The organism is Streptomyces lydicus, assembly GCF_000717345.1.
Classification (GTDB): Bacteria; Actinomycetota; Actinomycetes; order Streptomycetales; family Streptomycetaceae; genus Streptomyces; species Streptomyces lydicus.
Window position 1 is genome coordinate 253,848 of record NZ_JNZA01000014.1, and the last position, 19,932, is coordinate 273,779.

Genomic DNA, 19,932 nt, shown 5'->3' on the forward strand with positions numbered 1-19,932 from the left:
TGACAGGCACGTACCCATTGTGCCGGAGGGCCTCGCGGGGTGTCAGGGCATGCCGAGCCGGTCGAGGCGCCGTGCTGCCGGCGCCTTACGCCGGAGGAGGCGGCGCCGACGTCCCGGATGTCTGGCCGTCCGCCTCCAACGCCCGCTCCAACGCCGGTCGGCCCCATGCCTGGTAGTGCCGCAGGTGTTGGAGCAGGTGGTGCTCTCGGGTGGCGAAGTCCGGGGTGGGGCCGGTGAGGTGGGCGCGGCGGCGGTGGAAGGAGAGGGTGGTGGCGAGGGCGGAGTATTCGGCGACGGCGCGGGCGGCGGTGGGGCCCTGGGCGCGGTGGGCCATGTCGCGGGCCAGGGCGCGGGTCTTGAGGGAGGACAGCGCGGTGGGCTCGGTGGGGTGGAGCCAGCCGGTGGCGACGTACGGGGCGAGGTAGCCGCGTACGGAGAGGAGCTCCTGGTTGCGGGCCCAGATCGCCAGCCAGGTCAGGGTGAGCAGGACGGGGACCATGAAGAGGCCGTAGACGAGGAGGAAGCCGGGGTCGCCGAGGGAGGAGGCGGCGTTCCAGATGGCGTGCAGGAGGATCGCCGTCAGCAGGCCCAGGGCGGCCAGGGCGAGCCGGGCGCGGCGGCGGCGCGGGTAGCGGGTGGCGACGATGCCGATCGCGAGGCCGGTGAGGATCGTGAAGAGCGGGTGCGCGAAGGGGGACACGACGATGCGGACGAAGAAGGTGCCCGCGGTGCGCGAGTCCAGGCCGGAGTGGCCCAGGGACTGGTCCTCGCCGAAGGCGTTGCCCAGATAGAGGATGTTCTCGGTGAAGGCGAAACCGGTGGCGGTGATCCCGGCGACCACGATGCCATCCGTGATGCCGTCGAAGTCGCGCCGGCGGAAGCGGTAGAGGAGCAGGACGGCGGCGGCCTTGACCGTCTCCTCGACGACCGGGGCGATCGCGGTCGCGCCCCACGCCTCGGCCTCCGAGGGGGAGCGCGAGGCGATGTTGGCGGCCAGCCAGTCGGTGGCGAAGCCGTTGGCCAGCAGCGCGACCAGGGTCGCGGCACAGGCGCCCCAGGTGAAGGCGAACGCGAGGTTGCGCCAGGGCTCGGGCTCGATGCGGTCCAGCCAGCAGAACGCGGCGATGAGCAGCGGCAACGGGAAGACCGCCAGGCCGAGCCCGACGAGGAGCCCCTCGGTGCCGGTCTCCCGGCGCATCAGGCCGATGAGGACGACGCCGGAGAGCGCCAGCAGGCTTATCAGCGCGACGGCGCGGACCGTCCTGCTGTGCCAGGGGAGCGTACGGCGCCGGGAGGCGGCGTGCCGGCGGCGGGCGCAGATTCCCTGGTCGGCGGCGTGCTCAGGCCCGCGGCAGCAGGTGCCGTGGGCGTCGTGCCCGTACGGGGGGACTGCGTCCGCGGGGGGTGTGTACGGGGGAGGGGCGGGCGCGGAGGGGTGCGGGGACGGGTCGGACGGGTACACCCCTCGACCCTAACGAGGCCCCGGCACCCCGGGCGTCACGCGGCCGGGGCGCCCGGCTCCTCGCGGCGGCGGAAGAGCAGGTCATGCACGACATGCCCCTTCTCCAGACCCTGGCCCTCGAACTTGGTCAGGGGCCGGAAGTCCGGACGCGGCGCGTAGCCGGAGTGGAGGTTCTCCAGGGTCGGCTCGGCGGAGAGAACCTCCAGCATCTGCTCGGCGTACGGCTCCCAGTCGGTCGCGCAGTGGACGAGCGCGCCGGGCGCGAGCCGGCTGGTCGCCAGCGTGAGGAACTCCGGCTGGATGAGGCGCCGCTTGTGGTGCCGCTTCTTGGGCCACGGGTCCGGGAAGAAGACGCGCAGGCCGGCCAGGGACGCGGGAGCGAGCATCTCGCGCAGCAGGATGATCGCGTCGCCGTTGACCACCCGGACGTTGGACAGGCCGTTCCGCTCCGCGAGACCGAGCAGATTGCCCTGGCCCGGGGTGTGGACGTCGCAGGCCAGGATGCCGGTGGCCGGATCGGCCGCCGCCATCTGCGCGGTGGCCTCGCCCATGCCGAAGCCGATCTCCAGGACGACCGGCAGCCCGTCGAAGAACGCGTCGAGGTCGATGCGGGACAGCCCGTCGATGTCCCGCCCCCACGTCGGCCAGAGCCGCCGCAGGGCGTCGGCCTGGCTGGGCGAGACCCGGCTGCGGCGGGGCTGGAAGGACCGGATCCGCCGCTCGTGGTGCGACCCGGCAGGGTCGGCCGCGGGCCCCGTTCCGTCGGGGAACATGGGCCCGCCGCGCCGCTGGGACGAGTCGGCGGGCTGGGCAGCCACCGAGGCGACGGCTTCCGGAGCGTCTGGTTCCGCGGTGGCGGTGGCGGGGGTGGTGGAGTTCTCGGACACAGTGCGTCGATTCTACGGGGGCGGCGGTCCGGGCCGCGTGGACCGGCGAGAGGCCCGCGGGACCTCGGGCCGCGCCCGGGGGGTGGCGCGGTCAGCCCTGCTCGGAGGCTCGGTTGGCGCGGTGTGTAGCCGCCTGCATACGATGCGGGTTTGACATGGCTACACCAAACCAGGGGGTCTGTTTCATCGTGTCGCAGGGTGGCGAGGGAAGCGCCGGGAACCCGCAGGGGCCGCAGCCGGTCGGTCCGGGAGACGCGGGGGTGCCGCCCAGCGGCCCGCCTGCGCCGGGGCACGCCGTGCCGCCGCCCGGAGGCCCGACGGTCCCGGGGCAGGCCGTGCCGCCGCCCGCTCCGCCGCAGCACCCCCAGCCCGGGCCCGGCGCGGCACCGTACCCGCCCCCCGGCGGCCGGCCGCAGCAGCCGCCCCAGCAGGGGTACGCCCACCCCGCCGCACCGCAGGGAGGCCAGCAGCCTCCGCCCTACGGCCAGCAGCCCCCGGCCTTCGGCCAGCAGCCTCCGCCGTTCGGCCAGCAGCAGGCCCCTGCGCCGGGTCAGGTCCCCGGGCAGCCGCCGTTCCCCGGCGGACCCGTGGTGCCCCCGTACGCCGGAGGCCCCGGGCAGCCCGCCGGCTCGGCACGCGGCGGACTTCCGGTGCCGCTCATCCTCGTGATCGTGCTGGTCGTGCTGATCGCGACCGGTGTGGGCGGGTACTTCGTCCTCACCGGCGACGACTCGTCCGCCCCGGCCGCCGACCGGCCCGCGAACGCCATGCCGCGTCTGTGGGAGGCGCCGTCACCGCTGTCCCAGCGCGAGGGCCAGGACGAGAACGGTCTGCGCTCGATGTGGTTCAACAACGACGACGTCATCTACGGCGACGGCGAGGGCGTACGGGCCTACGACCGCAAGACCGGCAAGAAGAAGTGGACGGTCAGGACACCCAAGGGCGCGGGCGAGGTCTGCGCGATGTCCAAGCAGCCCAGTCAGGACGGCGTGGGCGCCGTGGTCTTCGACGCGGGCGGCGACGACTGCTCCTACCTCTCCGTCGTCGACACCGACACGGGCCGCACGCTCTGGTCGAAGAACCTCCAGGACGACAGCGGTGCCGAGCACCGGCCGCGGGTCGTGGTGAACCAGAAGGTCGTCGCCGTCACGATCGGGACGACCTACGCGGGCTTCTCCGTCTCCGGCGGCGCCACCGCCTGGCGGCTGACGTCGCGCGGGCACCTGTGCACCAACTCGGTCGGTCTGAGCCCCCAGTACCTGGCCGTGATGAGCAACTGCCCCGACGAGAAGCCGAAGGCGCAGCTGGCGCTCCAGGACCTGGAGTACCCCGGCATCCATTCCAAGGTCACGGGCGAGAAGCGCCCCATCGAGCAGATCCTCTCGGACCTGCCGCTGACGCTCGTCATGCAGGACGGCAGCTCGGTCGACCCCGGCCGCTTCCTCCAGACCTATACGAAGGAGGGGCGGCCGGATCACTCGTTCAAGCTCGACGGGGAGCTGAAGGACCTGGACTTCGATTCGCGGAGCACCTACGTCGACGAGGACGAGCAGGTGCTGGTGGCCCAGTACGGCGCCAACAAGGGCCTGGCGGCCGTGGACCTGCGGACCGGCAAGCTGCTGTGGAAGAAGCGCGGCTCGGTGGCCACGGCCGGCGTGGACTCCGACGGCCTGATCGCGGTCACCAACTCCCCCGACAGCGGCGCCAGCGCCCGCGACCCGCTGCTGCTCTCGATCGGCGTGCGGGACGGCAAGGAGAAGGTGAAGGGCGCGGTCTACGACCCCCAGCACTCCCTGCCCGCCCCCGACGCCATGTCGCTCGCCTGGAACGGCAACGACAACGTCCTCTACGTCCAGGGTGAGCGGCTGAGCGACGACCGGCCGAGCGTGCAGGCATTCAAGGCGCCGGTCGGCTGACGTCCGCGCCGACGGCTGTTCGTGCCGTCCGGGGGGTGACCCCTTCAGGCGCCGTCCCGGGGCCCTCACACCCGTGTGAGGGCCCCGGCGCGTGAGGTCATGCGCGGCCCGGGCCCAGGATGCCGAGCACCCTGCGGGCCACCTCGCGGCCGATCGGCAGGGAGGCCGTGGCTGCGGGGGACGGGGCGTTGAGGACGTGGATCATGCCGGGGGAGTCGGCGATCAGGAAGTCGTCGACGAGGGTGCCGTCGGGCAGGACGGCCTGGGCGCGGACACCGGCCGGGGCGGGGACGAGGTCCTCCTCGCGGGCGGCGGGCAGGAGGCGGCGGACCGCGTCGGCGAAGGCCCGCCGGGACAGGGAGCGGTGGAGTTCGCCGGCGCCGTAGCGCCAGTGGCGGCGGGCTATCCGCCACGAGCCGGGGTAGGCCAGGGTGCCGGCCAGCTCGGCGGGGTGGACCGTGCGCCAGTCGTAGCCCTCGCGGGCCAGCGCGGGGACGGCGTTGGGGCCGATGTGGACGGCGCCGTCGATGCCGCGGGTCAGATGGACGCCGAGGAACGGGAAGGCCGGGTCGGGGACCGGGTAGACCAGGCCGCGGACGAGGGAGGCGCGCTCCGGGGTGAGGGTGAAGTACTCGCCGCGGAACGGGACGATGCGCATGCCCGGCGCGTCGCCGGCCAGCCGGGCGATCCGGTCGCAGTGCAGGCCGGCGCAGTTGACCAGGGCGCGGGCGCGGTGGACCGTGCCGTCGGCGGTACGGACCGCGACCCGGCCGGGGCGGCGGCCGATCGTGGTCACCTCGGCGTCGTGGACGATCCGGGCGCCGGCGTCCTGCGCGAGGCGGGCGTACTGGCGGGCGACCGCGGTGAAGTCGCAGATGCCGGTCGTGCCGACATGGATGGCGGCCAGGCCGCGCACCTCGGGTTCGTACTCGGCTATCTGGGCCGGGCCGAGCTCGCGGACCGGCAGGCCGTGCTCGCGGCCGCGCTGGATCAGTCCGTGCAGCCGCGGCAGCTCACTGCGGTCGGTGGCGACGATCAGCTTGCCGGTGACCTCATGGGGAATGTCGTGCTCGGTGCAGAACTTCACCATTTCCGCCGAGCCCTGGAGGGCGAAGCGGGCCTTGAGCGAGCCGGGCGGGTAGTAGATGCCGCTGTGGATCACGCCGCTGTTGCGCCCGGTCTGATGGCGGGCCGGACCGGACTCCTTCTCCAGGACCACGACGCGGGTCCCCGGCGCGGCACGCGTGATCGCATGGGCCGTGGAGAGCCCGACGATGCCGGCACCGATCACCAGAACGTCGCAGTCGTACGCCGCCACTGCACCTCCCCAACCGCATGACCGCAGGCCCGACCGTCGCGCGGACCTGCGCATCATCCCGAATCCCGACGACGTATCCCATCATGACGGCCGGCACTGACAATCCGGCGAGGGCGGCACGACAAGGTGGCCCGGGCGGCCTTGGCTCCGCCCCGGCCGCCCCCGGCCCCCGCGCCCCTACGCCGGCGCCGCCAGCAAGGGTCTCGCCCGCTCCCGCAGCTCCACGACCCGGGGCTCGTCGCCGTACGGCTCCAGGCGGTGCAGCAGATCGCGGACGTACTCCGTCGTACGGGCCGAGGAGATGCGGCCGGCCACCTCGACCGCGCGGGTGCCCGCCGCGCAGGCCGCGTCCAGATTGCCGGACTCCAGTTCGGCCACCGCGGACACCACCAGGCGCAGCCCGTGGGACCGTACGAACTCCTCCGTCGGGCGGGACAGCGCCTGCTCGGTGAAGCGGCGGACCTGGCGCGGCAGCCGCAGGTCCCGGTAGCACTCGGCGGCGTCGGCGGCGAACCGCTCGTAGGAGTAGAAGTCCAGCCATGACGGGTCCGGATCGCCGCTGCGCGAGCGCTCCAGCCAGCCCTCGGACGCCTTCAGCGCCACCTCGCAGGCGCGTGCCTCGCCGGCCTTGGCCTGTGCCCGCGCCTCCACCAGGCGGAAGAAGCTCATCGTGCGGGCGGTGGCGAGACCGCGGTTGCGCTCCAGGGCGGCCTGCGCGAGGTCGACGCCCTCGTCGGCGAAGCCGCGGTAGGTGGCCTGGAGGGACATCGAGGCGAGGACGTACCCGCCCAGGGGGACGTCGGCGGCCGCACGGGCGAGCCGCAGCGCCTGGATGTAGTACCGCTGGGCCGCCTCCTGCTGGCCGGTGTCGAAGGCCATCCACCCGGCCAGCCGGGTGAGTTCGGACGTCGCCCCGAAGAGCGCCCGCCCCACCTCGTCGCTGTACGAGGCGAGAAGTAACGGCGCCGCGTCCACCCGCAGGCACTCCGGCACCATCGATGAACGCCAGTCCCCGCCGCCGTACTTGGAGTCCCATCGGCGGGCGTCCTCCGCGGCCTCGCGCAGCTTGCTCACGTCGCTGTGCCCGACGTGCTGCGGGATCCCGGCGTCGCCGGCCGCCGCGGCGTCCTTGTCGCGGGCCTCGGCCGCCTCCCGCGCCACCGAGCTGTCGGCCGGGGATATCAGCCAGCGCGAGGCTGGAGTGGCGTACGCGCTGACGGCGAAGGATCCGGCCAGGCTCTGCCAGATGCCGCCCCCGCCGGCCCGCCGTCCGGCCAGATCGAGCCGGTACAACTCGGTCGCCGAGCGCACCGCGGCCCCCACATCGCGGGGAAACGCCAGGCCGACCTCGGGTGCCGGGTCCGCGTCGGCCAGCCCGATCTCGTGCAGCGGCACCGGCCGGCCCAGTTTGCTGCCGATCGCGGACGCGATCAGATGGGGCGCGGCGCCCTGGGGCACCATGCCCTTGGAGACCCAGCGCGCCACCGACGTCTTGTCATAGCGAAGCGTCAGGCCGCGCTGCGCACCGAGGTCGTTGACCCGGCGTGCCAGTCCGGCATTGCTGATACCCGCGAGGGCGAGTACGGTGCCGAGCTTCTCGTTCGGCCCGCGTATATCCCTGGACATGCGCACCCCTCGACACAGCGACAGCCGCCCCGCTACCCCGGGGCATGCGTCCACCCAGAGTAGTTCGCCGGATCCCGACCGTTAAGGGTCGGTGTCCCGGATGGCGGGATTCATGTTCAAACAGGGGTGCGGGGGTTGGCATGTGCTCCGGGTACGTGTGCCCGTGCGCCCGTCCGTGCGCGCTGGCCGCTCACTACGGGGAGCGCTTCCATGGCTTCTGCGTGGGTCGGCCCGCTGCACTGGATCCAGTGGGCTGGGGGACACCGTCACCTCATTCCCCGCGGGTGACGGTCCGGTCCGGGAGGCGTAGCCCGTCTCCCGGACCGTCGCGCGAGCCGGTCGCGGACCGGTCGTGCCCGCCGGTTGACGTGACGCCCGGATGTGTCAACTCGACTGTAGGGCACGGACTTTGGCCGAAAATCGATGGGTGATGATTTCCCGCCGCCGCGCAGCCGGAGCTGCCCCGGGGGCCACACGGGGGGCCTTCCGGGGCTGAGGCGCGTCCGGCCCGCGGCACGGGACGAGGGCCCGCCGCCGTGGCACCCCGTGCCGCGCCCGCCCGGATTCACCGTGGTCCGCCGTGCCGCGCCCGCCCCGCTTCGCCGCCGCACCGTGGTCGCCGCCGCCGCACCCGGTCCGCCTTCGCGGGCCCTCAGGGCGCACCCGTGGTACGCCCCGCGGCCCGGCAGCGGCACCTACCGGACCGGTCCCCGCCGCGAAGTGCCCGTATACAGGCCCGCTCCGACGCCTCCGCCGCGCCACGGTCATGGCAGCATGGTCGCCACAACAGCTTGGCGGCGGCTTGGCAATCCGTTGTACGGGGCGGCCGTTGGCCCCTGCGGGGAATCGGGTGGAGGCGGCGATGCGCTGGTTGGTGGGGTGGAGCAGTGCCGCCACAGGGGTCGCTACCGGCTCGTCCGCCACCGGGCCGGCGGCCGGTGCACAGGCCCGCGCCGTGCTCCCCGTGGGCGCCCAACTCCTGTGGGGCGACCCGGATCCGCTGTGGGCGGTCGGCGACTGGCGGCCGGACGAGGTCCGCGTCGTCCAGGCCGACCCCGAGACCCGGCTCGCCGTCTTCGGGGTCTGCGGGGCCACCGACGACCAGCTGCGGGTCGGGCTGTTCGCGGCGCGTGGCGGCGCCCTGCGCCACCTCACCGCCTGGCCGGGCAGCTACACCGCCGTCGTCCAGGTGGGGCGCCGGATCACCGTCACCGGAGACCTGGCCGGCGCCCGTCCCGTCTTCCACACCCCCTGGGCCGGCGGCACCGCCTACGCCACCGCCGCCCTCCCGCTGGCCGACCTGATCGAGGCCAGCCTCGACGTCGGCCACCTGGCCGCGCTGCTGGCCTGCCCGGACGTCCCCGAGGCACTCGGCGCCGGCACCCCGTACGAGGGCGTCCGCCGGATCCCGCCCGGCCACGCCCTGGTGCTGCGCGGCGGCACCCGCGACGTCACCTCCTACGAGCCGACCACCTCGCTCGCCGTCGCCGCGCCCCAACTCGCCCCGGAACAAGCCGTGGACGGCGTCCGCGACGCCCTGGTCGAGGCGGTCCGCGCCCGGCTGGCCGGGCCCCGGCACGCCCCCGACCCGGACGGGCTCGACGGTCTCGACCCGGGCCCGGTGCCCGGGATGGGGCCGGCCGAACGGCGCGCCGCGCGGGGCGGGCCGGCCCCCGGCGTCGGCGCCGACCTCTCCGGAGGCAGCGCCTCGGGAACCCTCGCCCTCCTGGCCGCCGGTCTCCCCGGCCAGCCCGGAAGGCTGGGCGGCCACGGCGAGCGCCTGCTGGCGGTCACCTTCAACGACCGTGCCACCGCCGGTGTGCAGGCCCACCGCGACGCCGAATTGGAGCGCGCCCGCAGCATCGCCGACAACCCGCGGCTGCACCACGTCGTCGTCGCGGCCGGCGAGGAGGCCCTCCCGTACGCCGACCTCGACAGCGGCCCGCTCACGGACGAGCCGGGCCCCTCGCTCACCACGGCGGGCCGCCACCGCCGGCGGCTGCTGGCCGGCAGCGCGGACCACTTCGTCGGGCACGGCGCCCGCCAGGTCCTCGATGCCCACCCGGCCCGGCTCGCCGACCTCCTCATGGACCGCCGCCGGCGCCATCTGCTGCGCCCGGTCACCGCGTTGGCGAAGGCCGACGGCCCGTCCGCCCACTCGGTCCTGGTGCCGTTCACGGTCTACCGCGCGGCCCGCAAACTCGCCCGTACGCCGTACCCGGAGGGCATCGCCGACGCGGCCCGGCGCCTGCTGGAGCGGCAGTTCACCGACGAACCGGCGACCGGGGGTGCCGTGGACGCCTCGCTGGCCGCGCTCGCCTGGTGCCGGCCGGGGCCGGCGGCCCGCTGGCTCACGGGGGAGGCGCTGGCCGAGGTGTCGGTGCGGCTCGGCGAGGCCGCCACCCGCTCGCCCGCGGGGGGCCGCCCCGGGGAGCGCCGGGCTCGTGCGGCGCTGGCCCGGCAGGCCGCCGACCACCGCGTCTTCGAGCAGGCCGCCGAGGTCCGCAACCAGCGGCTGCACGCGCCCTTCCTCGACAACCAGGTGGTGCTGGCCTGCCGGGCGCTGCCGGACACCCTGCGGGTGCAGCCGGGCGCACGGGCCGCCGTCCTGCGCTCCGTACTGGCCGGGGCGGGCGTACGGGACCTGCCGCCCGGGTGGGGCGCCACCTCGCACCTCACCCACACCGCGGCGGTACGGGCCGGGCTGCGCGGCGCCGTCGGCGACCTGGTGCGGCTCTTCGACGCGCCGCTGCTGGCGGACGCCGGGCTGATCGAGGCGCGGGTGGTCCGCAAGGCGCTGCGCGCCGCGGCCGAGGGCGCCCCGCTCCCGTTGGACGGGCTCGCCGAACTGGTCTCCACGGAGCTGTGGTTGCGGCGCCTGGTGGCGCGGCGCGGCACCTGCTGGACGGGTGCCGAGGCACCGCGCCAACGGGCGGTCGCCGCGGGAGTGGTCCCCCGGGCGCGCTTGTCGTGAGCGGGACGCGGCAGCTGTCGTGTGACGGGGGGCGGAGGACGGCGCACGGCGGGTGAGCCGCGCGCCCAGCTGAACGGCGCATCCGACGGCGACTCCGCGGCCCCGCACGCCGAGGGCACACACCGCACGCCCCCAGGGAACGCCGCCGCACGCCACGCACCCGCCGGGCCCGCCGGTGCCTCGGTGCCCGGGGTGCCCCTCACCGACAGCTGATCCGCGCCTGCGCCCAGTCCCCGACCGCGACCACATCGACCGGCGAGACCGGCTCGACCACCAGCCGCAGCGTCGTGCGTCCCGCCAACGGGACGTGCACCGGCGCCGCCCGCTCCCCGCCGTGCAGCACCCCCGAGCGCCACAGCCGCTGCCCGTCCGCGTAGACGGAGAAGCGCAGCGCACCCAGCCCCAGGGTGAGATCGTCCACGCCGGCTTGCGCGTCGTACGCGGTGCACGTCCGGTTGAGATCGATGAGCACGGACGACGGGGCGTGCACGCTCACCCCGTGCGCATACGTCGTCCCGGCGATCTCCGGAGACTGCCGCTGCCACAGCCAGCTGCTCCCGGCGGTCCGCACCTCCGGTTTGCTGCCGTCGCCCGTCACGTCGTGGTCGAGTGCGTCGACCCGGTACGTGGTCGGAGCGGGCCGCGGCGGCCTCGGGGAGGGCTCGGGCGGCCGGGGCGTCGGCGTGGGCGTCGGCGTGGGCGTCGGCGTCGGGCGAGCGGGCGACGGGGTCGGCTTCGGCTTCGGCCTGGGCGCGGGCTCCGGCGGGGCGGGCGTCGACGTCGGCCGCGGCGTGTGCGTCGGCTTCGGGGCCGGCGCCGCACCGGACGCCGGCGGCAGCGGCTTCGCCGGGCCGCGCGACGGACTCCGCGGCGCCGGCGGCGCCGACTGCGCGGGCCGGGCCTGCGGCTTCGGCGCCGGGCCGGGGCTGCCGGTGAGGGCCAGCGCGAGCGCCGCGCCGGCCGCCACCGCCGCCCCGACGCCGAGACCGACCTTCACCGGCGCGGCGAGCCCCTCGCCCACGAGCGCACCACCGCTGCCGCCCGACGCACCGGCGCCGCCACTTCCCGCGGCCGCCGCGGCACCGGCCGCCGCACCCGCACCCGCCGCACCGGCCACCGCGGCGGCCGTCTTGACGGCGTACCCGGCGGCCAACCAGCCGATGACCGCGACCGGCAGCAGCGCACCGATCCGCTGATTGACGTCCTCGACCTCCAGCGCGGCGGTCCGGCACCGGGCGCACCCGTCGAGATGCTTGCGCAGCCCCCGCTCGGCCCGCATCCGCAGCCCGCCCCGGGCATACGCACCGAGCCGGTCGGCGTAGCGGGCGCAGTCCCCGCCGGCGGTCAGCGCCTGGCTGACGTGAGCCTGCAGGTACGCCTGCTTGAGCCCCTCCCGGGCGCGGTGCGCCAGGACGGCGGTGGCGTTCGCGGTCAGCCCCAGCAGCGGGGCGACCTGACTCGGCGACTCGTCCTCGACGGTGGTGTGCCACAGCACCGTCTGATACCGCTCCGGCAGGCTGCGGAACGCCTGGACGGCCATCGACTGCTCGGCCTCGTGCATGGCGCGGATCTCCGCGCCCAGCTCCAGGGTGTCGTCGTCCCGCGCAGCACCGGCCGCGTTCAGCGCGAACACCGCGAAGTCCTCGACCAGTTGCTCGCGCCGCGCGGTCCTCGCCCAGGAGGCGGCCACCCGCCGGACGGTCGTCAGCAGATACGCGCGGACCGCGGTGTCCGGGCCCGCGCCGCCGCGCACCGCCTGGAGCGTACGGGCGAAGACCTCACCGGTCAGGTCCTCGGCGGTGTGCCCGTCCCAGCAGCAGCGCCGGGCGTAGCGCCGGACCGCGTCGGCGTGCCGGCGGTACATCTCCTCGTACGCGGTGTCGTCACCGGCCCGCAGTGCGGCGATCAACTGGGCGTCGGACGGCGGGAGTTCACCACCACCGGAGTCGGTGGGCGGGGCGCCGGCGCCGTACGCGCGCTGCGGCGGCACGCTGTGCCTGTCCTGTGCGGGCCCACCGCCGGTGCGCCCCTGCGGGCCGCGCCCGTCGGACCCGGCCGACCCGGCCGACCCGCCCGCTCCGTCGCGCTCGCGTGGCTCGTGCCGCTCGTCCCGCCCGTCAACACCCATCGCAGAGGCCCCCGAAGCCGCCGTCACACCGGAACATCGCGCCAGCGTGCCACAAGGGGCCGCGGCGCCTCAGGGGCCTTGCGGTCAACCACTCATCCGAGGCGGAACCGTGGACGGCCGCACGGACGTTCACCCGTACGGGCCATGATGCGCAAACGGGCCACACGCCGCGCGCGACCCGTACGGGCCACCTCGCCCGCAGCTCCCGGCCGCACCGTTCGGCACCCGCTCGAAACGCCCGGTGGCACCTTTCGACGTCCACCCGCGGCACGGCAACGCACCGCCCCGCGCCGGAACGCGGCACGGCAACGCACCGCCCCGCGCCGGAACGCGGCACGGCAACGCACCGCCCCGCGCGGCCCGTCCGGCGGACCCGGTGACCGGGCCCCTCCGGACGCCGCCGGCCGGCGGATCTCACCGGGCCGGGCGCGAGCGCAGCCCCTCCAGCAGGATCTCCAGCAGCCGGGCGGAAGCCGCCTGCTGATGCGTGGGGTCGGGCAGCGCGGGCGCGCCCGTGGCGATCACCAACAGGACGTCGGCGACCGTCACATCGGGCCGCAGCGCACCGGCCGCCCTGGCGCGCTCCACCAGCCGCCCCACGACGTCCAGCAGCGCCTCGGCGCCGGCCGTCTCCTCGGCGGAGCCCTGCGGATCCCCGTCGGCGGCCGGCTCGTCCCGCCGGTCGACCAGCCGGAGATCGGCGTGCGCCACCCGCTGCTGCGGGACCCGGGCGGCCTCGCCCAGGCCCTCCGGTATCCGGGGCGGCTCCGGTCCGTCTGCCACGGGCTGTGCGGGCCGGTCGGTGCCCGCGCTCACCCGCAGGATGCCCGGCGGCAGCAGCCGCCCGGCACCCGAGGCCACCGACGTCCGCAGGAAGCGCGACAGCGCCGACCACGGGTCGTCCTCCTGGCCCAGCGCCGTACGCGCCTGGTCCGTCAGCCGCGAGGTCTCCTCCTCCGCTATCCGGCGGACCAGGATGTCCTTGCTCGGGAAGCGGCGGTAGACCGTGCCGACCCCGACCCGGGCCCGACGGGCCACGTCCTCCATCGGCGCGCCGTAGCCCAGCTCGCCGAACACCTCGCGCGCGGCCCGCAGCACATGCTCCAGATTGCGCTGTGCGTCGACCCGCAGCGGCGTGCTCCGGCCGCCCGCGCCCGCACCGCCGCCGGCACTTCCCCCGTTGCTGTTTCCGCTGTTGTTGCTGCTGCCGTTGCCGTTACTGGTGCCGCTGCCTTCGGAGGCATGTGCCACAGCGACGGCCGACGGCCATTGAGAGCCCTGAATGTGCATATTGATCCCCCGGTAATGACGTCTCCCCCCGGAGACTCCCCGCCCTGACGGTCGGGGCGTACCGACGAGAGGGTGCACCCCAACGAGATACGAACATAGTTGAGCCCGGGTCAAGATTGAAGGGGGCCTTCCGCACAGTGCGCCCCCCGATCGGCCCAACCGGCCTGATCCGCCCGGATTACGCCCCCCTCACCCTCCGGCCGCCCGCCCCTGACCAGCGCAGCTTCTCCGACGTACGCGGAATGTGCCGTTCCGTCCCCAGGGCCGCGTCCGGCCATCCTTTTCGACGAGCCTGTGGACAAAGGCGCCCCGGGGGTGCGTCATGGAACAGTGCTGTGCTTTCCCGGGGGCGCAGCGCCCGATGGTGGCCGCGCCGCCGGCCGGCCCGCGGATCGTGCCGTCCCGGGACTGGTCGACACCGCGAGGAGAAGCTCTGTGAAGGCTGTGTCTTCGAACAACGTGGCCCGCGTTCTCGTGGTCGGCGGTGGCTACGTGGGGATGTACACCGCCCTGCGGCTCCAGCGGAAACTGAAGCAGGAACTGCGGCAGGGCACCGTCGAAGTCATCGTGGTCGACCCCGAGCCGTACATGACGTATCAGCCATTCCTGCCCGAGGCGGCGGCCGGTTCCATCTCCCCGCGCCATGTCGTCGTCCCGCTGCGCCGCGTCCTGCCGCAGTGCAAGGTCGTCGTCGGCGAGGTCACCGCCATCGACCACGACGAACGCCGGGCGACGATCACCACCCTGGCGGCCGAGGAGACCGGCGACGGCGCCATCGAGGTGGCCTACGACGAACTGGTCCTCGCCCCGGGCTCGGTCTCGCGCACCCTGCCCGTCCCGGGCCTCGCCGACGTCGGCATCGGCTTCAAGACCGTCGAAGAGGCCATCGGCCTGCGCAACCACGTCCTCGAACAGCTCGACATCGCCTCCTCCACCCGCGACCCCGCGGTCCGCGACGCCGCGCTGACCTTCGTGTTCGTCGGCGGGGGCTACGCCGGTGTGGAAGCGCTGGCCGAACTGGAGGACATGGCCCGCTACGCCGTCCGCTACTACCACAACGTCAAACCCGAGGACATGAAGTGGATTCTGGTCGAGGCCACCGACCGGATCCTCCCCGAAGTGGGCCCCGACATGGGCCGCTACGCCGTACGGGAGCTGCGCGGCCGCAACATCGACGTACGGCTGGAGACCCGGCTGGAGTCCTGCGAGAAGCGGGTCGCGGTGCTCAGCGACGGCTCCCGCTTCCCCACCCGCACCCTGGTGTGGACCGCCGGCGTCAAACCGCACCCCATCCTGGCCGCGAGCGGACTGCCGCTGACCGGCCACGGACGCCTCAAGTGCACCGCCGCGCTCCAGGTGGACGGCGTCGAACACGCCTGGTCGGCGGGCGACGCGGCGGCGGTCCCCGACGTCACGGCCGAGCCGCCCGCCAAACCCGACGAGCCCCGCGCCCTGTGCGCGCCCAACGCGCAGCACGCCGTACGCCAGTCCAAGGTGCTCGCCGAGAACATCGCGGCGGCGGTGCGCGGCGGCCCGATCGTGGACTACGCGCACAAATACGCCGGTTCGGTGGCCTCGCTCGGCCTCCACAAGGGCGTCGCGCACATCTACGGACGCAAGCTGCGCGGCTACCCGGCGTGGTTCATGCACCGCGCCTACCATCTCGGACGGGTGCCGACCTTCAACCGCAAGGCCCGGGTGCTGGCCGAGTGGACCCTCGCCGGCCTGTTCAAACGCGAGATCGTCTCGCTCGGATCGCTGGAGAACCCGCGCGCCGAGTTCGAACTCGCCGCGGGCACCGGGCGCCACAACGAGGCCAGTTGACGCGCCGTAGCCGCCACCGGAGTTGACCTGCCGTCATCCCCGTGGCGGCAGGAGTTTGCGGAGTGCGGAACTCCCCGCCGGCTCCCTGGCGTCTGACGGATGTCCGTCCGGTCGGCCACACTGGACGTGTGACCATGGGTGGGCTCGTATCTGCAAAGAGTGACAATCACGAGGATTCAGGACGTTTGCTGCATTCCGCAAAAGGGCGCCGAGAGTGCCCCCAGTCGATCCTCCCCCGGCCGCCGGCCGGGAGGTCCCGCCCCGCCGACGGCCCGATCCCGCGCGACAACGCGAAGTAAGAGGTACCCCTCCGTGATCTTCACGCGCTGGAGCGCCAAGTTCCCCGGCACGCAGCGGCGCGGCGCCGCGCGGTCCGACCGCGCCGCACCCCGCCCCGCGTCCGGCACGCCGTCCGGCCCGCCCGAGACGGCGCCCGAAGCCGCCACCGCGCCCGCGGCAGTGGACGGCACGCCGAGCCCGCCGACGGCCGCCACCACCACCGGCTCCGTCCCCGCGGCCCGTGCCGAGCACGAGGACACCGCCGCCTCCCAGGAGGCCACGCCCGCGGCCCTGCCGCCCACCGTCGACGCCCTCTCCGTCCACGAGATCCTCGGCACCATCCCCGCGCTGGTCGCGGTCGTCTACGGCCCCGAGCACCGCCTCGCGTACGTCAACGGCGCCTACGCCACCGTCTTCGGCGCCCGCCCGGCCGGCCGGACCGCCCGCGAGGCGCTCCCCGAGCTCGACGCCCTCGGCCTGCTCCCCCTGATGGACCAGGTCCTGCGCAGCGGCAAGCCGCGCACCGTCAAGTCCCGCAAGGTCGCCGGCGGCGCCGGCGGCGACCGCACCCGCGACGGCTACTACACCTTCACCTGCACCCCCATCGAGGTCGCCGCCAGCGGCCCGGCGCCCGACCCCGAGGTGGCCTGCGTCGCGCCCCACAAGGGCGTCCTGGTCTTCGGCGCCGACGTCACCGACCAGATCGAGTCCGCCGAGCGACTGCGCGCCAGCGAGGCCAGCCAGCGCGAGGCCGCCGTCACCCTCCAGCGCTCCCTGCTGCCCCAGGAACTGGAGCAGCCCGACGACCTCCGCGTCGCCGCCACCTACCAGCCCGGCGGCACCGACGCCGCGGTCGGCGGCGACTGGTACGACGTGATCACCCTCGGCGCCGGCCGTACGGCCCTGGTCATCGGCGACGTCATGGGCCGCGGGGTGCGCGCCGCCGCCGTCATGGGCCAGCTGCGCACCGCGGTCCGCGCCTACGCCCGCCTCGACCTCCCGCCCCACGAGGTCCTCCAGCTCCTGGACGGCCTGGCCGCCGAGATCGACGCCAGCCAGATCGCCACCTGCGTCTACGCCGTCCACGACCCCAACGAGGGCCGGCTCGTCTACGCCTCGGCCGGCCACCTGCCGATCCTCGTACGCGACCCGGACGGCTCGGTCCGCCGCGCCGCCGAGCCCACCGGACCGCCCCTGGGCACCGGCGGCTGGCTGCACACCTCCGGCTCCGTCCCGCTCGGCCCCGGCAGCAGCGCCGTCCTCTACACCGACGGCCTGGTCGAGCGCCGCGACAAGGACATCGACGACGGCGTCGAGGCCCTGGAGCGCGCCTTCGCCGGCGCGGCAGGCGCCCCCGACATCGTCTGCGACCGGCTGCTGCGCTCCCTGGGCATCACGGCCACGCACGACGACGACGTCGCCATCCTCGTCCTCCAGCACCCCGAGCGCACCGGGCACGACGCCGAGCTCTTCCACAACGCCGCCCTCGAACTCCACGGCGGCACCGAAGCGGCCCCCCGCGCCCGCGCCTTCGCCTCCGGCGTCCTCGCCTCCTGGCGCTTCTCACCCGAGCTGCACGACCTCGGGGTCCTGGCCGCCAGCGAACTGGTCGCCAATTCCCTTCAGCACGGCCATCCGCCCATGCGGCTGCGGCTGCGCCGCACCGACCGCCGGCTGATCATCGAGGTCACCGACGGCGACGACCACCTCCCGCGCCGCCGCCGCGCCGAACCGGTCGACGAGGCCGGCCGGGGCATCTCCATCGTCGCCACCATCGCCTCCGCCTGGGGCTCACGCCGCACCCCGGGAGGCGGAAAAGCGGTGTGGTGCGAGTTCGCCCTGCCCCGGGGATGACCGGCGGTCCTGACACGACGGGCCGGGCCCGCGGGCGAAACGCCCGCCGACCCGGCCCGCTGTCCTGTACGCCCCCGGCTCAGGCGCCGCAGGCCACCGTCTCGGCCTCGACCGGCACCCGCGCGGCGGGCACCGTCGCCACGGCCCGGTGCGGATTGTCCTGACCGGGCCGCAGCATCCGCCCCAGCCACAGCGACAGCACCGTGATGCCGAACGCGCAGATCACGAGCATCCCGATGTACGCCACGTACATCCCGTGCCCCACCATCAACGCACCCACGGCCGGCCCGACCGCCAGTGCCAGCTGCTTGACCAGCGCGAACGCCGAGTTGTACTGACCGATCAGCGAGGCCGGCGCCAGGTCCGCCACCAGCGGAGCCACCGTCGGCGACAGCATCGACTCCCCGATGCCGAACAGCGCATACGTCGAGATCAGCAGCGTCGTCGCGATCGCCTGCGCCCCGTGCACCAGCCCGGACAGCCCGGCGGCCAGCCACGCCACCGTCCATATCAGTCCGACCAGCGCCATCACCCGGCTGCGCCGCCGCCGCTCGACCAGCTTGAGCACCACGAACTGCGCCGCCACGATCGCCGCCGTGTTGGCCGCGAGCGCGATACCCAGGCTCGACGGCGGAATCCGGGTCACCTCGGTCGCATACGCCGCGAGCCCCGACTCGAACTGCCCGTAGCAGGCGAAGAACAGCACGAACCCCAGCACGCACAGCCAGACCATCCGCCGGTCCGCGAACATCGCCCGCCAGGCGCCCTTGGCCCGCTCCTCGCTCGGCACCGCGTCTTCGACCTTCGGCACCTTCGGCAGCCGTACGGTCGCCACCGCCGCCCCGAGGACCAGGAACATGACCGCCTCGATGGCGAACAGCCGCACAAAGCTCGATGCGTGCGACTCGTCGACCAGCAGCCCGCCGACCAGCCCGCCGACACCCAGCCCCAGGTTGTTCAGGAAGAACTGGGTGGCGAACGCCCGCGACCTGGTCAGCGTGGTCGAGCACCACACGATCATCGTCGCCAGGGCCGGCTGGATGACCGCTATACCGGCGCCGAGCGCGACAGCCGACGCGATGACCAGCGGCTCGGTGGCGGACAGGCCGATCCCCAGCGCGCCCACGGCGGCGGAGACCGTACCGGCGATGGCCACCGGCAGGGGCCCGCGCCGGTCAATGGCCCGACCGGTCAGCGGCAGGACGACCAGTGCGGCCACCGCCAGCATCGCCAGCACCACACCGGCCGTACTCGCGCCGAGATCCCGCACCTTCGCCACGTAGACGTACAGATACGGAACCGTGAAGCCGTTGCCGAACGCGCTCAGCGCGTTCCCCAGCTGGATCCGGCGCAGCGCGGCGCCCATCGCGGTGGTCACACTCACCTACCTAGGTCAGGTCGTCAGACGAATAAGGAGGACGAACCCCGTGAGCCGCACAGACATCAGGGCGAGCCCGCGCCGGACGGTTCACGTCCGGACAGTCTCACCCTGAAGACTTCAGCCCTAAAGTTCGAAGCTAAAGACTACACCGAGAAGAACTTCAACGCCAATCACTTTCGTGTCATACTGCGCCGCATGCCTGAGCCCTCCGATGCGGCCGCCGACGCGGCCGAGCCGAGCCTCGAGGAACAGATCGCGGCCTACCAGCGCGAATTCCAGGACCTCGACCCCCAGGTGGAGCAGGTCGTCTCCGCACTTCAGCGCCTCAACCGGCGCATGAACGTCGCCTACGGACGGCAGACCGCCACCCTCGGCATGAGCAATGCCGAATGGGAGGTCCTCAAGGCCCTCGTCCTCGCCGGCGCCCCCTACCGCCTGGGCCCCGGCGAGCTCGCCAAACGCCTCGGCCTCACCCCGGCCGCCATGACCCACCGCATCGACCGCATGGCGAACGAGGGCCTCGTGACGCGCGAGCGCGACGAGAACAACCGCGTCCGCGTGATCGTCGAGCTGACCGACGAGGGCCGCGAGAAGTGGCTCGAGGCGATGCGCCTGGCCACGGTCTTCGAAGAGGACCTCCTCCAGGACCTCTCCGGCGACGAGCGTCAGCTCCTCGGCCAGGTGCTCACCCGCCTGCTGCGCCGCGTCGAGGACGCCCAGCCGGACGCCGGCGGGCGACTGAGCGACCTCGACTAATAGGGTTGACACGGCGGGTTGACACCGCCTCCCCCGATCTGTAGTGTCCTCCGAGTTGCCACAGCGCCGGAACGGTTCTGCGGTAACCATCCCGCCGCTTCGCGGCACACCACTACTGCACGGCCCCTCACCGGGAACAATTTCGGCATGCCGAAATTCGGACCGCGGCGCGATTATGTGCCGACGAGGAATTCCGCTAACGTAGTGATCACGCCGAAAGGCGCGAACAAACCCCCT

At 74.3% G+C, this 19,932-nt stretch carries 12 protein-coding genes; 5 read left to right on the plus strand and 7 right to left on the minus strand.

All coding sequences use genetic code 11. The annotated features are described in order from the left end of the window. Positions 1-85 precede the first annotated feature (85 nt). Together OO62_RS16265 and trmB are read right to left on the minus strand one after the other, a co-directional pair. Entirely contained in the window at positions 86-1,462 is a 1,377-nt protein-coding gene (locus OO62_RS16265; RefSeq protein WP_033268094.1) for a PrsW family intramembrane metalloprotease, read from the minus strand. A 35-nt stretch (positions 1,463-1,497) separates the two neighbouring features. Beyond that, complete coding sequence (gene trmB, locus OO62_RS16270) at positions 1,498-2,349, minus strand: tRNA (guanosine(46)-N7)-methyltransferase TrmB (RefSeq protein WP_033268095.1); 852 nt, start codon at positions 2,347-2,349, stop codon at positions 1,498-1,500. A gap of 335 nt (positions 2,350-2,684) precedes the next feature. Between trmB and OO62_RS16275 the strand changes: the two genes are divergently transcribed. Beyond that, entirely contained in the window at positions 2,685-4,265 is a 1,581-nt protein-coding gene (locus OO62_RS16275) for an outer membrane protein assembly factor BamB family protein (RefSeq protein ID WP_099869786.1), read from the plus strand. A gap of 97 nt (positions 4,266-4,362) precedes the next feature. Here OO62_RS16275 and lhgO read toward each other — a convergent pair whose 3' ends face one another. Together lhgO and OO62_RS16285 are read right to left on the minus strand one after the other, a co-directional pair. After that, entirely contained in the window at positions 4,363-5,583 is a 1,221-nt protein-coding gene (gene lhgO / locus OO62_RS16280) for an L-2-hydroxyglutarate oxidase (RefSeq protein WP_033268097.1), read from the minus strand. A gap of 177 nt (positions 5,584-5,760) precedes the next feature. Beyond that, the gene (locus OO62_RS16285) at positions 5,761-7,209 is read right to left on the minus strand and encodes an NsdA family TPR-like regulatory protein (protein WP_006604728.1); all 1,449 of its coding nucleotides are present in this window, start codon (positions 7,207-7,209) and stop codon (positions 5,761-5,763) included. Positions 7,210-8,071: 862 nt separating this feature from the next. Between OO62_RS16285 and OO62_RS16290 the strand changes: the two genes are divergently transcribed. Continuing rightward, positions 8,072-10,183, plus strand: coding sequence for an asparagine synthase-related protein (locus OO62_RS16290; protein WP_033268098.1), 2,112 nt, complete (start codon positions 8,072-8,074; stop codon positions 10,181-10,183). Positions 10,184-10,382: 199 nt separating this feature from the next. Here the strand turns inward: OO62_RS16290 and OO62_RS16295 are convergent, their stop codons facing one another. Together OO62_RS16295 and OO62_RS16300 are read right to left on the minus strand one after the other, a co-directional pair. Then, positions 10,383-12,311 carry a sigma-70 family RNA polymerase sigma factor gene (locus OO62_RS16295; RefSeq protein ID WP_051733257.1) on the minus strand — a complete coding sequence of 643 codons (1,929 nt, stop codon included), beginning with the start codon at positions 12,309-12,311 and terminating at the stop codon, positions 10,383-10,385. Between the two features lie 414 nt (positions 12,312-12,725). Beyond that, positions 12,726-13,601 (minus strand): TetR/AcrR family transcriptional regulator, encoded by an 876-nt coding sequence (locus tag OO62_RS16300; protein ID WP_033268100.1) that lies wholly within the window; start codon positions 13,599-13,601, stop codon positions 12,726-12,728. 444 nt (positions 13,602-14,045) lie between these two features. Here OO62_RS16300 and OO62_RS16305 point away from each other — a divergent pair, with 444 nt between their 5' ends. Beyond that, entirely contained in the window at positions 14,046-15,425 is a 1,380-nt protein-coding gene (locus OO62_RS16305; protein ID WP_078617194.1) for an NAD(P)/FAD-dependent oxidoreductase, read from the plus strand. A gap of 312 nt (positions 15,426-15,737) precedes the next feature. After that, a complete protein-coding gene (locus OO62_RS16310; RefSeq protein WP_033268102.1) occupies positions 15,738-17,558 on the plus strand; it encodes an ATP-binding SpoIIE family protein phosphatase in 1,821 nt (606 codons plus the stop codon). A gap of 79 nt (positions 17,559-17,637) precedes the next feature. On the opposite strand, the gene OO62_RS16315 is transcribed toward OO62_RS16310, so the two are convergent. After that, positions 17,638-18,936, minus strand: a complete 1,299-nt coding sequence (locus tag OO62_RS16315) for an MFS transporter (RefSeq protein ID WP_033268103.1) — start codon at positions 18,934-18,936, stop codon at positions 17,638-17,640. A gap of 198 nt (positions 18,937-19,134) precedes the next feature. Here OO62_RS16315 and OO62_RS16320 point away from each other — a divergent pair, with 198 nt between their 5' ends. Continuing rightward, positions 19,135-19,695, plus strand: a complete 561-nt coding sequence (locus tag OO62_RS16320) for a MarR family winged helix-turn-helix transcriptional regulator (protein WP_033268104.1) — start codon at positions 19,135-19,137, stop codon at positions 19,693-19,695. Positions 19,696-19,932 lie beyond the last annotated feature (237 nt).